Below are 12,562 nucleotides of genomic sequence, written 5' to 3' on the forward strand. Positions count from 1 at the left end.
CTCCTTTGATCATTCACTGGGCGCTGGCGGCGATGGGGGTGCTGGCGTTGAAGCTGGGGTCAAAGCCCTGGGACACGTCCACGGGCCGGTTGAGAATGCCTTCGCTGCGGTACAGGTCGGCGGTCTGCTGCAGGCCTTTGATCACGTGGGCGTCAATGGCCACGCGCTCCATATGGGTGTTCTGCGCGGCAGCCAACTGGATCTCCAGCGGCAGGCCAGTGACCTTGGCCATGGCCGCGGCATATTCGCGGGGGTGGGCATTGGCCCACTGCCAGGCGCGGTCGACGCGGGCGACGAAATCCTGCAACTGTGGGCGCTTGTCGGCGATGGCCTTGCTGGTGGCAGCCAAGTACAGGTGGTTGCTCAACAACGTGGCGCCGCTGACCAGCACGCGTTCCTGGCCACTGGCGGTGGCCACGGTGGTGTACGGGTCCCAGGTGGACCAGGCGTCGACGCTGCCGTTTTCCAGCACTACCCGCGACTCGCTGGGCATCAGGAACGCGAAGGTGACATCGCGGGTTGTAAGCCCAGCTTCCTGCAACGCCTTGATCACCAGCAAATGGCCGATGGACCCCTTGGTGGTGACGATGCGCTTGCCCTTGAGGTCGCGAACCTCGTGAATGGGCGAATCCTTGGGCACCAGCAGGGCAGTGGTGTAGCGGCCGTCCATGTGGGTGATGCTGATCACCTTCAACGGCGCACCGGCGCCCAAGGCAAACACATAAGGCGCATCGCCCAGTGCCCCCACGTCCACGGCGCCCACATTCAGCGCTTCGCCCAAGGGCGCGGCGGCGGGGAACTCGGAGAAGTCGATGGTATACGGCACGTGTTCCAGCTCGCCGGACACCTGCAGCAACGCCTTGATGGTGGACTTCTGGTTGGCGACCTTCAGCGGTTGCAGGTCGGCGGCCTGGGCCAGGGTGGCGGCCAGGCACAGCACGCCGGCAAATAGGAGACGGGATAGGGGCATCGAGGCGCTCCAGTAGTGAATGGGGAGGGCCTCCGCCGGGTAGGGGGTCGGTCTAGGGTCGAGAGTATGACTATAAGAAATGAGTGTGAAATTCTTTTTGGTTCTATACTAATTATAAATATTATTGATTTAGTGGTTTTATAATATGCGCTTATTGGGTGGCGGTTTTTGTCAGGGCAGATGCCAACAGGGCAGGCGCATAATCACCATTGCCGCCCACGGCCCATTGGGATTATGCTTTTTATTGATCTTGTCCCTTTCTTACCCTGTGCGGCCCGAATGAAAATTGATGATATCGATGCCTTTGTCGCGGTAATCCGTTGCCAGTCGATCAGCCATGCCGCCGAGGCCTTGCAGTTGACCCAGCCGGCCATTACCCGTCGCGTGCAGAATTTCGAGCAGGCGCTGGGCGTGGAATTGTTCGACCGCAACACCAAGCCGCTCAAGCCCACGCTGATTGGCCATCAGGTGTACGAACAGTGTCGCACCATCCTGCGTGAGATGGATGCACTGCGCGAATTGGTGGCCAGCGACGCGCCGCCTACCGGCGTATTGCGCCTGGGGGTGCCACAAACCATCGGTGACGTGGTGCTGCTCGACGCCCTCAAGCATTTGCGCCAACAGTACCCGGCGTTGCGTGCCCAGGTGGCAACCGGTTGGGGCAGCCACCTGGTGGGCAAGATCGAGAAAGGCGAACTGGACGCCGCCGCCGCGCTGTTCCCGGCGGGCAAGATCTTTCCCGACAACATCATTGGCGAATCCATCGGCAAGATGGAGCTGGTGGTGGTGTGCGCCGCGGACCGCGTGCCCAAGCGCCCGTGCAAGTTGAGTGATGTCTACGACAACGGCTGGATTCTCAACCCGGACGGCTGCGGTTTCCGCGCCGGGTTGCAGCGCACGCTGTCGGATCAGGGCCTGAGCTTGAAGATCAACCTGGAAACCTTCGGCACCGAGCTGCAATTGGGGCTGGTGGCCGAAGGCATGGGCCTGGGCCTGGTGCCGCGTGATTTGCTCGAACGTAGCGCTCACCGTGCCCAGTTGGCGGTGGTGCCGCTCAAGGACTTCAAGCCGGTAATGGACCTGTGGCTGATCTTCCCGCGTTTCCTGGGCAATTTGCAGGGGCCGGTGCAGGCGTTTGGCGAGTTGGCAGCGCGTTCGTTGAAGAAATCTCGCGACGCCGCCTGACAACATAAAAAAATATAATAATTAGCTTAGATTAAAATGTGATTTTTAAATGCCCCCAAGGGCGCTTAGGCTGCGTGCACGACAGTCCTAGGCCCCACAGGGAGCAGTGCCAATGAGCAGCGTCACGTCCTTAACGCTTCACAACACCCCCACCAACGTACGCGATCGCGTTAGCCCCGAAGAGTGGGAAGTGCGTGTCAAGCTGGCCGCCGCCTACCGGCTGGCCGCGCTGCACCGCTGGACCGACCACATCTACACCCATTTCTCGGCCCGCGTGCCCGGCCCGCAAGAACACTTTCTGATCAACGCCTTCGGTTTGCTGTTCGACGAGATCAACGCCTCCAACCTGGTCAAGGTGGACCTGGACGGCACCATCGTCGACGACCCCACCGGCCTGGGCATCAACTACGCCGGCTACGTGATCCACAGCGCCATCCACGGCGCCCGCCCGGACCTGCACGCGGTGCTGCACACCCACACCCGCGACGGCATCGCCGTGTCGGCGCAGAAAGACGGGCTGCTGCCCATTTCCCAGCATTCCATCGCCTTTTCCGGGCGCGTTGCGTACCACGGTTACGAGGGCATAGCCCTGGACCTGGACGAGCGCGAGCGCCTGGTAGCCGACCTGGGGGACAAGAGCGTAATGATTCTGCGCAACCACGGCCTGCTCACCGGCGGCGTCAGCGTGGAGCATGCCTTTCAGCAGCTGCACGGCCTGGAGGGCGCCTGCGCCATTCAGGTGGCGGCCCAGGCAGCGGGCAACGTCGAGCTGGTGTTCCCGCCCCGTGAAGTGGTGGAAAAGGTGGAACAACAGGCCAAGGGCCATTCCAGCGGCGACGGCCCAGGTGTGGCGCGGCACTGGAATGCCTTGATTCGCCAACTGGAACGCACCGACGTTGACTACAAAAACTGATCAAGGACCCGAACATGACCCGACAACTGAAACTGGGCGCCATCCTGACCGGCGTCGGCACCGGTCAGGCCGACTGGCTCAGCCCGGAAATACCCGGCGACGCCAGCGTCAACATCGACTGGTACCGCGAACAGGCGCGCCAGGCCGAGGCGGCCAAGTTCGACCTGGTGTTTATCGTCGACAGCCCCTACATCACCCCGGATTCGGCGCCGCACTACCTCAACCGCCTGGAGCCCCTGACCCTGCTGTCAGCCATTGCAGGTGCCACCTCGAAGATCGGCCTGGTCGCCACCCTGACCACTTCCTATACCGAACCCTTCAACGTGGCGCGCCAGTTCGCCTCCCTTGACCTGATCAGTAACGGCCGTGCCGGCTGGAACGTGGTGACCACCGGGTTGGAAGGGGCGGCGGGCAACTTTGGCCGCGAAGCACACATTGACCACACCGAGCGGTACCGCAAGGCGCGTGAGCACCTGGAAGTGGTGCAGGGGCTATGGGATTCCTACGAGGACGACGCCTTCCCCCGGGACAAGCAGCGCAAAGTGTTCCTCGACACCACGCGCCAGCATCGGCTGGACCACAAGGGCGAGTTCTTCTCGGTGACCGGCCCGCTGAACATCGGCCGCTCCAGACAGGGCCAGCCGGTGATTTTCCAAGCCGGGATTTCCGAGTCGGGCAGGGCGCTGGCGGCGGATTTTGCCGAAGGTATCTTCGCCGGCGTCGACAATTTTGAAGACGCCCAGGTGTATTACCGTGACGTCAAGCGGCGAGCCGCCGACGCCGGCCGGGCCCCGGAGCACGTGGTGATCCTGCCGGGCATCGCGCCGATCGTTGCCGACACCGACGAGGAGGCCAGGGCCATCGAACGCCAACTGTACGGCGAACTGGACCTGGACAAGGCCCTGACGCACCTGGGGCGGCCGTTCAACTACCACGACTTCAAACAGTACGCGCTGGATGAACCGTTTCCCGACCTGGGCGACCTGGGCAGCAATGGCTACCGCGGGCACGCCGAGCACATCAAGCAGGTGGCCCGCGAACAGCGGCTGACCTTGCGCCAGGCGGCCTTGCGCTTTGCCACGCCGTTCTCGCATTTCGTGGGCTCGCCGCAAACGGTGGCCAATGAGATCGAGCGCTGGTTCGTGGAAGGCGCCTCGGATGGCTTCAACATTCGCCTGACCGCACCCAGCGAGTTCAAGGCCTTCACTGAGCGGGTGTTGCCGCTGCTGCGCGCAAAGGGTCTGTTCCGCGAAGAGTACACCCATGACACCTTGCGCGGGCACCTGGGTTTGCCGGTGGTTGGGAATCGCCATAGCCAGGCGCGGCGGGCGGAGCCACACCTGAAAGTCTCCGCTTGATGCCAAGGTGCTTCAGTCTGTGGTCGCGGCCGACAGGCTGCGAAAAGGTCCGCAGAACCTTCGGCGGTGCGGGCCCGCTGCGCGCGCCTTCGCAGCCTGGCGGCAGCTCTTACGTGTTTCAAGGTCTCACTTATAAAATTCCGTTATGTAATGAAATAAGATAAAAACAATAAAATTAAATCATACATATATATGTCGAAATAGAATTATACGTCTCTCAGTTATTCTCCTATTGTAGTTCCAGACCACCTACCCCCACCCCCGGATGGTATCCATCAGATCAGGCCTGCGGCCTATCGGTGCCCCGGACGGGCACCCGCCCGCAGGTGTTGGACGGGAGTCGCAACACACATGGAATTCGTCAGCCAACGCAGTGGACGCAATCCTTTCACTTCTCAACTGCCCATCAGCCCGCTGGCACTGGCCATCACTGGCGTGCTGTTCTCGGGCTTTGCCCAGGCCGAGGACAATACCCTGAACACCGTCGTGGTCACCGGCAACCGCGGTGGCGAGCAGCGCACCGTGACCAGTAGCCCGGTGCCCATCGACGTGGTGAGCGCCAAGCAACTGCAGGAAACCGGCAAACCAGGCCTCATGGAAGCGCTGAGTGCGGTGATCCCCTCGCTGAGCCTGCCGGAAAAAACCGGCTGGGACGCCAGCGGCATGGCCCGCGCGCCGAACCTGCGGGGCATGAACGCCGCCGAAGTGCTGGTGTTGGTCAATGGCAAGCGCCGCCACACGGCGGCCACCCTGAACATCAATGGCATCAACACCGGCGCCGCGCCAGTGGACCTGGACATGATTCCCATCGGCGCGATCGACCATGTCGAAGTGCTGCGTGACGGCGCCGCGGCCCAGTACGGCTCGGACGCCATCGCCGGGGTGATCAACGTGATCCTCAAGGCCGACACCAGCGGCACCTCGGTGACCAACGCCGGCCAGGGCTACGACGGCAAGAAGCAGACCGCCCAGCAAAGCCTGGACAAGGGCTTCGAGATCGGTGACGGCGGCATCGTCCACCTGTCCCTGGACGCCCGTACCCAAAACGCCGACAACAAGGCCAGCGCCAACGGCTACACCTACGCCCAGGCCTACGACCGGGCGGGCACCAGCACCTACGGTGGCTACGGCACGCCGCGCATCAACTTGCTGAACCTGGCCTACAACGCCGAGTTGCCGATCAACGACCTGACCCTGTACTCGTTCAGTACCGTGTCGCACCGCGAAGCGGCCCAGGGCCAGAACTTCCGCCTGCCCACCATCACCAACACCATCACCACCGGGCCCAATGGCTACCCGGACGGCTACACCCCGGTGTGGACCATCAAGGAAGACGACTACCAGTTCGCCGGCGGCGCCAAGGGCCTGGTGGGGGCGTGGGACTGGGACCTGTCCACCACCTACGGGCGCAACGAAGCGACCCAGGGCAGCTACCACAACCAGAACCCATCGCTGGGCGAAGCCACCCCCAACAGCTTCACCAACGGTACCTGGGTGTCGGACGAACTGACCACCAACCTGGACTTCAAACGCACCTACGACGTTGGCCTGAGCAAGCCCATGGACCTGTCCTGGGGCCTGGAACATCGCCGCGACAGCTACGAGGTGAAGAAGGGCGACTACGCCTCCTACGCCGATGGCGGCTATTGCGTGTCGGCCGGCGACTGCGCCTCGTCGGGGGCCCAGGTCACCAACGGCATTTCGCCCAGCGAAGAGGCCAGCGCCAGCCGCAACGACGTGGCCAGCTACCTGGACGTGGGCATCAACCCCTTGCCCCAGTGGTACCTGGGCACCGCGGTGCGCTACGAGCATTACAACGAAGGCGTGGGCGCCACACGCAGCGGCAAGGTCACTACCCGCTATGAGTTCACCCCCGAATTTGCGGTGCGCGGCACCATCAGCAACGGCTTCCGCGCGCCGTCCCTGGCCAACAGCCTGTTCAGTGCGAGGTCCACCACCTACGGCGTGGTGGACGGCGTGTACCAGTCGATCAACTACGGCGTGCTGCCGGTGGATTCGGCGGCGGCCAAGGCCCTGGGCGCCAGCTCGCTGAAACCCGAGCGCTCCACTAACTTCAGCCTTGGCGCCACCTACACCCCCAACGACCGCCTGACCTTCACCGCTGATGCCTACGTGGTCAACATCCGCGACCGCATCACCCTGACCGGCACGCTGCTGGGCGACGAAGTGACCCAGGTACTGCAGAGCAACGGCATCACCTCCACATCTGGTGGCCAGTACTTCCTCAACGGCGCGGACACCCGCACCAAGGGCCTGGACCTGGTGAGCAATTACAGGCAGGACCTGGGCGCCTGGGGTTCGCTGAAATACACCGCCGCCTTCAACTGGAACCAGACCGAAATCCTCAGCTACAAGGCGGCTACCGACATTGGTGGCACCGAGTACCAGTTGATGGACCGCCAGGCGCGCAACCTGCTCACCGGCGTGCAGCCCAAGACCAAGTTGATCCTGGGTGGCGACTGGAGCATCGACAAGTTCGACGTGAACCTGGGCTTGACCCGTTACGGCTCGTGGAAAGAGGTCAACGACGCCGACGACCGCTCTCTGGACCGGGTGTGGAACGCCCAATGGATCACCGACCTGGACGTGGGCTACCACCTCACCAAGGACCTGAGCCTTGCCGTGGGCGCCAAGAACCTGTTTGACGTGTACCCCAAGAAGCAGGGCGTACCGTCTTCCACCATGGTCAGCAGCTACGGGGTCTATTCGCCGTACGGCTTCACCGGTGGCTACTACTACACCCGCCTGACCTACACCTTCTGAGGAGCTTGCTCATGCCTATCGTCTCCCAAACGGTCGACTACCGTGCGACCCCACAGGCCGCCCCGGCGCCACGGGTCGACACCACCTTGCACATCGTTCCAGCCCGCCACCCGTGGCGCTGGGTGGGCTCGGCGTTTGCCGCCCTGGTGCTGTTGGGCATTGCCCACTCGCTGGCCACCAACCCGCGCTGGGAATGGGGCGTGTTCGCCCAGTGGTTCCTGGCGCCCGCGGTGCTCAAGGGCCTGGGCAAGACATTGTTGCTGACGGTGCTGGCCACGCTGCTCAGCGCCGTGCTGGGCACCGCCCTGGCCCTGGCGCGGTTGTCGCGCTCGCCGCTGCTGGCGTCATTGGCGTGGGGCTATATCTGGTTCTTCCGCTCGATGCCGGCGCTGCTGGTGCTGATCATCCTGTACAACTTTGCCTACCTGTATGACCACATCTGGCTGGGCGTGCCGTTTACCGAGCTGGGCAAGCAGTGGTCCACCGTGGACGTGCTCAGCCAGTTCACCGTGGCGGTGCTGGGCCTGGGCATGATGCAGGCCGCCTACACCGCCGAGATCATTCGCGGCGGCATTCTGGGCGTAGACCATGGCCAGCACGAGGCAGCTGCAGCGCTGGGGCTGCCGGGCCACCGGCGGATCTTGCGCATCATTCTGCCCCAGGCGTTGCGCTCCATCGTGCCCACGGCGTTCAACGAAGTGATTGGCCTGGTCAAGGGCACTTCCATCGTGTACGTGCTGGCCTTGCCCGAGCTGTTCTACACCGTGCAGGTTATCTACAACCGCACCCAGGCGGTGATCCCGCTGCTGATCGTGGCCACGGTGTGGTACCTGCTGATCACCACGGCGCTGACCAGCCTGCAGTACTACGTGGAGCGCTATTTCGCCCGTGGCGCCCTGCGCAATGTGCCGCCCACGCCATTGCAGCGCCTGCGCAGCTGGCTGAAGGAGAACACCCATGGCTGAGGGGCGCATCGAGATTCAAGGCGTGAGCAAGCGCTTCGGTAATCAATGGGTGCTGGACGATATAGACCTGACGGTCGAACCGGGCCAAGTCACGGTGATCCTGGGTCCGTCGGGTTCGGGCAAGTCGACCTTGCTGCGCACCATCAACCACCTGGAGAAGATCGACGCCGGGCACATCACCATCGACGGTGAGTACGTAGGCTACCGGCGCAAGGGCAACCAATTGCACGAGCTCAAGGAACGCGAGGTGCTCAAGCGCCGCCTGGACGTGGGCTTCGTGTTCCAGAACTTCAATTTGTTCGGCCACCTCACGGTGTTGGAAAACATCACTGAGGCGCCCCTGGCCCACAAGCTGTGGAGCAGGGCGCAGGCCCGTGAAAAGGCCCTGGTGCTGCTGGCCTCGGTGGGCCTGCAGGACAAGGCCGATGCCTACCCCCGGCAACTCTCCGGCGGCCAGCAACAACGCGTGGCCATCGCCCGCGCCTTGGCGCTCAAGCCCAAGGTGCTGCTGTTTGACGAACCCACCTCAGCCCTGGACCCGGAACTGGTGGGCGAGGTGTTGGACGTGATCCGCCGCCTGGCCGCCTCGGGCACCACCCTGGTGGTGGTTACCCACGAGATCGGCTTTGCCCGCGAGGTGGCCGACCACGTGGTGTTTCTCTGCAACGGCAAGCTGGTGGAGCAAGGCCCGCCGGACGTAATTTTTCAATACCCGCGCCACCCCCGCACCGCTGCCTTTCTGGGCAAGGTGCTGACTGCCCCTCTGTTAAAGGAATGACTGCCATGAAACCTGCCTTTGCCTTGCTGGCCCTGGCGGCCGCGCTGCCGGCGCTGGCCGCCGAAACCCCACCGGCCTTTAACCTAAGCCCGCAACAGGCGCACATTGATGCGCCGCGCAACCCGGCGGCCATCGCGCAAATCCCGCCCGGTTTCGCCTTTGCCGAGCCCGGCAAGTTCACCGTGGCCATTGCCGGCGCGTCGGGGCCACCCCTGGCACTGCTGGCCAGCGACGACAAGAGCACCATCGGCAGCGAGGCCGACACCGCACGGCTGATCGCCGACAGTCTGGGCCTTGAACTGAAGGTGGTGCAGACCAGTTGGGAAGACTGGCCCCTGGGCGTCAGCTCGGGCAAGTACGACGCGGTGCTGAGCAACGTCACGGTGACCGAGTCACGCAAGAAGCGCTTTGATTTCGCCACCTACCGCCAGGACGTGCTGGGCTTCTACGTGAAATCCGGCAGTTCCATCGCCTCCATCAAGGAAGCCAAGGACGTGGCCGGCCTGAAAGTGGTGGTCGGCTCGGGCACCAACCAGGAAAAAGTCCTGCTGGCCTGGAGCGAGGCCAATGAAAAGGCCGGGCTTGAACCCACCACGCCGGTGTACTTGGACGACCAGGCTGCGGCCACCCTGGCGGTACAGTCCGGGCGGGTAGACGCCATTTTCGCCCCCAACTCGTTGCTGTCCTACATCGCCACCACCCGAGGCGGCATCAAGCAGGTGGGCCTGGTCAATGGCGGTTGGCCGCTGAAGGCTGACATTGCCGTGACCACCCGCAAGGGCAATGGCCTGGTGGCCTCGATCCAGACGGCGCTTGAGGGCACCATCGCCGGCGGCCAGTACGCCAGCGTGCTGCAGCGCTGGGGCCTGGACGCCGAACGCATCGACCATTCGCAGATCAACCCACCGGGCCTGCCGGACTGAGGAGCACGACCATGGCACTGACACGACGTGAAGCCCTCGCCAGCATCAACGCGGTAGGCGGCGAACAAGCCGCCAAGGCTGCCCTGGCGGCTCTGGGCCTGGGCCCATCGACTCATTTGCAATACCAGAAGTTGGACTATCACGACCAGACCGGCAAGGGCGCCAAGGTGCTGATTTTGGGCGCTGGCATCGCCGGCCTGGTGGCGGCCTTCGAACTCAAGCGTGCCGGTTTCCAGGTGCGCATCCTCGAAGCCCGCCAGCGGGTGGGCGGACGTAACTGGACCCTGCGCCACGGCGACCGGGTGGACTATCTGGACGGCCGCAGCCAGACCGCGCAGTTTGCCCCGGGCCTGTATTTCAACGCCGGCCCCGCGCGCCTGCCCAGCCAGCACCGCACTATCCTCGATTACTGCAGCCAGCTGGGCGTGCCCCTTGAAGTATTGGTCAACACCAGCCACAGCGCACAACTGCGTCCCGACCTGCAACAGCCCGCCTTCAGCGTGCGCCAGGCATTGAACGACACCCGTGGGCATTTGGCCGGGCTGCTGGCCACGGCCATTAACCGCGATGCCCTGGACGATCAACTGTCTGCCGAAGAGCGCGGGCGCTTGCTGACCTTTCTGCAAAGCTACGGTGACCTGTCCGCCGAGCTGGTGTACGAAGGCAGCCTGCGCGCTGGCCACGGCATTGCCGCGCCAGCGCCGGGCTCGCTACCGGCATTCGGTGCGCCCGTGGCCCTGGAGCGGCTGTTGCATCCAGAGCTGTGGGGCGCGTTGCTGCACACCGAGTACCCGGAGTTTTCCGCCACCATGCTGCAACCGGTGGGCGGCATGGATCGCATTGCCGCCGCCTTCGAGCAGCGGCTGCGGGACGAGTTGCAGTTCGGCGCGGTGGTGCGTCAGTTGCGTCAGAGCGGGGAAGGGGTGAGCGTGACCTACGACGATGCGGCCAGCGGTGAAAGCTGCGTGGAGCGCGCTGACTACCTGATTTCCACGGTGCCTTTGCCTTTGTTGGCGCGCCTTGACACTGACTTCGGGGAACCCTTCAAGGCCGCGCTGCACAGCACCCGCAACGACCAGGCCACCAAGGTGGCCTGGGAAGCGCCGCGTTTCTGGGAGCAGAACGATCGCATCTACGGCGGCTTGTCGTGGCTGGAACACTCTGCACGGTTGCTGTGGTACCCCAGCAATGAGCTCAACAGCCCCAAGGGCCTGTTGGTGGCGGGGTATGTGACGGGCGAGGGCGCTGGCGAATTCGGCCGCCAACCGCTGCGTGAGCAATACGCGGCCTCCGCCGAAGCGGTGGAATTGCTGCACCCAGGCCAAGCCCAGAGCCTGCGCAATCCCTTGGCTGTGTCCTGGGAGCAGGTGGCCTACAGCGAAGGGCCGTGGCTGCAACGCGAGCATTTCGCTGCCCAGGCCCACGCGTTGCTGGAACAGCCCCAGGGCCGCATCTACCTGGCCAGCGACGGCCTGGGCCAGAACGGCATCGGCATCTGGCAGGAATCGGCGGCCAATGCGGCACGCCGCGCAGTGGGCCAGTTGGCCGACCAGGTGATCCGCCAGCGCCATACCGCCCTGGCGTCTTGAACCCCTTTTTTCATCCACACGAGAGACACTCATGAGCCAACCCATTCTACGTACCGGCCCTGCCAGCGCCCCCATTGCCCAAACCGTCAGCGTGCCGGCCGATGCCCAGTTGGTATTCCTCAGCGGCGCGTTGCCGGATGTCGCTGACCCCCACGCAGCGCCGGGCACTTCGGCGGCTTATGGTGATACCCGCACCCAAACCGAGTCGGTGCTGCGCAAGCTGCGTGGCGTGCTGGAAGAACAGGGGTTGGGGCTGGGCGATATCGTGTCCTTGCGGGTATTCCTGGTCGGCGTGCCCGAGCTGCAAGGCCGCCTGGACTTCGCCGGCCTGCAGGCCGGTTATACACCGTTTTTCGGCACCGCCGAACAGCCGAACAAACCGGCACGCACGGCCATCCAGGTAGCCGGCCTGCCACTGCCCGGCGCCCTGGTGGAAATCGACGGCATTGCCGTACGCCGCACGGCACGCGTGTAGGCGATGCGGGGCGGCCATCCGTCGTCAGGTTGCGAAACGGTCCGCGGGCGCTTCGGCGGTATCATATCGATCGCGGGCGCGCTGTGCGCGCGCCTTCACAGCCTGACGGCAGTGCCTACAGCCCGTACAGCCCGCGGTATTCGTCCCAGTCCATGCCGGCCATTTCGGCCACTTCCTTATGCACTTCCAGGCGCTGGGCCTGGAAGTCCTCGGGCGAGTCGGTCGTCAGTTGCAAGGTCAACTCCCAGGCAAACAGGCCCTGACGCTCAGCTTCCATTTCGAAGGCTTCGTGCAACCGCTCGGCCCGGTATTGGCCGGCGGTGAGCCCGGCTGCCTGGGCTTCCAGCGGGTTGAGCTGGTCCAGTTGCTGGCGGATGTCATCGTGGGCCGCGAGAAAACGCTCAAGGGCCGCGGGGTGGCGCTGCTCGGGGTCGATCATCATTTACCTGCGAAGGGCTGTGGGACCCACAGTCTACAATGCCGCGCGGAAATCGGCAGGTAGCCGCGCACTGGCACTGTTACCTGGCCAACAGGCGCCTGGGCGCTGAAAGGCACGCCACCGCCGACGTCCAGGTTGTTTTGACGAGGCACAGATTGCGTCGCGGCATGGCGTGGTGGGCGG

Annotated in this window: 11 protein-coding genes; 9 read left to right on the forward strand and 2 right to left on the reverse strand. The window is 64.1% G+C overall.

Translation table 11 applies throughout. From position 1 onward, the window contains the following. Positions 1 to 13: 13 nt before the first annotated feature. On the reverse strand, positions 14 to 970 hold the full coding sequence (locus PMM47T1_RS16595) for an ABC transporter substrate-binding protein (RefSeq protein ID WP_008370927.1): 957 nt from the start codon (positions 968 to 970) through the stop codon (positions 14 to 16). Between the two features lie 279 nt (positions 971 to 1,249). On the opposite strand from PMM47T1_RS16595, the gene PMM47T1_RS16600 reads away from it, so the two are divergent. The 9 genes from PMM47T1_RS16600 to PMM47T1_RS16640 all read left to right on the forward strand — a co-directional run bounded on the left by PMM47T1_RS16600 (position 1,250) and on the right by PMM47T1_RS16640 (position 11,940). Beyond that, on the forward strand, positions 1,250 to 2,155 hold the full coding sequence (locus PMM47T1_RS16600; RefSeq protein ID WP_008370928.1) for a LysR family transcriptional regulator: 906 nt from the start codon (positions 1,250 to 1,252) through the stop codon (positions 2,153 to 2,155). 112 nt (positions 2,156 to 2,267) lie between these two features. Continuing rightward, entirely contained in the window at positions 2,268 to 3,068 is an 801-nt protein-coding gene (locus tag PMM47T1_RS16605; protein ID WP_008370929.1) for a class II aldolase/adducin family protein, read from the forward strand. A 14-nt stretch (positions 3,069 to 3,082) separates the two neighbouring features. After that, on the forward strand, positions 3,083 to 4,426 hold the full coding sequence (locus tag PMM47T1_RS16610) for an LLM class flavin-dependent oxidoreductase (RefSeq protein ID WP_008370930.1): 1,344 nt from the start codon (positions 3,083 to 3,085) through the stop codon (positions 4,424 to 4,426). A 351-nt stretch (positions 4,427 to 4,777) separates the two neighbouring features. After that, positions 4,778 to 7,210 (forward strand): TonB-dependent receptor plug domain-containing protein, encoded by a 2,433-nt coding sequence (locus tag PMM47T1_RS16615; protein WP_008370931.1) that lies wholly within the window; start codon positions 4,778 to 4,780, stop codon positions 7,208 to 7,210. A gap of 11 nt (positions 7,211 to 7,221) precedes the next feature. Continuing rightward, positions 7,222 to 8,175 carry an amino acid ABC transporter permease gene (locus tag PMM47T1_RS16620; protein ID WP_008370932.1) on the forward strand — a complete coding sequence of 318 codons (954 nt, stop codon included), beginning with the start codon at positions 7,222 to 7,224 and terminating at the stop codon, positions 8,173 to 8,175. Further along, the gene (locus PMM47T1_RS16625) at positions 8,168 to 8,953 is read left to right on the forward strand and encodes an amino acid ABC transporter ATP-binding protein (protein ID WP_008370933.1); all 786 of its coding nucleotides are present in this window, start codon (positions 8,168 to 8,170) and stop codon (positions 8,951 to 8,953) included. Before PMM47T1_RS16620 ends, PMM47T1_RS16625 begins: the two co-directional genes overlap by 8 nt. Next, complete coding sequence (locus tag PMM47T1_RS16630; protein ID WP_043301178.1) at positions 8,950 to 9,876, forward strand: transporter substrate-binding domain-containing protein; 927 nt, start codon at positions 8,950 to 8,952, stop codon at positions 9,874 to 9,876. Before PMM47T1_RS16625 ends, PMM47T1_RS16630 begins: the two co-directional genes overlap by 4 nt. Before the next feature lie 11 nt (positions 9,877 to 9,887). Beyond that, positions 9,888 to 11,465, forward strand: a complete 1,578-nt coding sequence (locus PMM47T1_RS16635; RefSeq protein ID WP_008370935.1) for a flavin monoamine oxidase family protein — start codon at positions 9,888 to 9,890, stop codon at positions 11,463 to 11,465. Between the two features lie 31 nt (positions 11,466 to 11,496). Continuing rightward, positions 11,497 to 11,940 (forward strand): RidA family protein, encoded by a 444-nt coding sequence (locus tag PMM47T1_RS16640; RefSeq protein WP_008370936.1) that lies wholly within the window; start codon positions 11,497 to 11,499, stop codon positions 11,938 to 11,940. Positions 11,941 to 12,055: 115 nt separating this feature from the next. Here the strand turns inward: PMM47T1_RS16640 and PMM47T1_RS16645 are convergent, their stop codons facing one another. Further along, positions 12,056 to 12,379: a DUF6388 family protein gene (locus tag PMM47T1_RS16645; RefSeq protein ID WP_043301179.1), complete on the reverse strand. Its 324-nt coding sequence runs from the start codon at positions 12,377 to 12,379 to the stop codon at positions 12,056 to 12,058. Positions 12,380 to 12,562 lie beyond the last annotated feature (183 nt).

The sequence above is a fragment of the Pseudomonas sp. M47T1 genome, from assembly GCF_000263855.1.
GTDB lineage: Bacteria > Pseudomonadota > Gammaproteobacteria > Pseudomonadales > Pseudomonadaceae > Aquipseudomonas.

What these genes read in the sequence shown, in the direction of transcription:
- PMM47T1_RS16595 (WP_008370927.1), bottom strand. Translation starts at nt 970, where the DNA reads ATGCCCCTATCCCGTCTCCTATTTGCCGGCGTGCTGTGCCTGGCCGCC.
- PMM47T1_RS16600 (WP_008370928.1), top strand. Translation starts at nt 1,250, where the DNA reads ATGAAAATTGATGATATCGATGCCTTTGTCGCGGTAATCCGTTGCCAG.
- PMM47T1_RS16605 (WP_008370929.1), top strand. Translation starts at nt 2,268, where the DNA reads ATGAGCAGCGTCACGTCCTTAACGCTTCACAACACCCCCACCAACGTA.
- PMM47T1_RS16610 (WP_008370930.1), top strand. Translation starts at nt 3,083, where the DNA reads ATGACCCGACAACTGAAACTGGGCGCCATCCTGACCGGCGTCGGCACC.
- PMM47T1_RS16615 (WP_008370931.1), top strand. Translation starts at nt 4,778, where the DNA reads ATGGAATTCGTCAGCCAACGCAGTGGACGCAATCCTTTCACTTCTCAA.
- PMM47T1_RS16620 (WP_008370932.1), top strand. Translation starts at nt 7,222, where the DNA reads ATGCCTATCGTCTCCCAAACGGTCGACTACCGTGCGACCCCACAGGCC.
- PMM47T1_RS16625 (WP_008370933.1), top strand. Translation starts at nt 8,168, where the DNA reads ATGGCTGAGGGGCGCATCGAGATTCAAGGCGTGAGCAAGCGCTTCGGT.
- PMM47T1_RS16630 (WP_043301178.1), top strand. Translation starts at nt 8,950, where the DNA reads ATGACTGCCATGAAACCTGCCTTTGCCTTGCTGGCCCTGGCGGCCGCG.
- PMM47T1_RS16635 (WP_008370935.1), top strand. Translation starts at nt 9,888, where the DNA reads ATGGCACTGACACGACGTGAAGCCCTCGCCAGCATCAACGCGGTAGGC.
- PMM47T1_RS16640 (WP_008370936.1), top strand. Translation starts at nt 11,497, where the DNA reads ATGAGCCAACCCATTCTACGTACCGGCCCTGCCAGCGCCCCCATTGCC.
- PMM47T1_RS16645 (WP_043301179.1), bottom strand. Translation starts at nt 12,379, where the DNA reads ATGATCGACCCCGAGCAGCGCCACCCCGCGGCCCTTGAGCGTTTTCTC.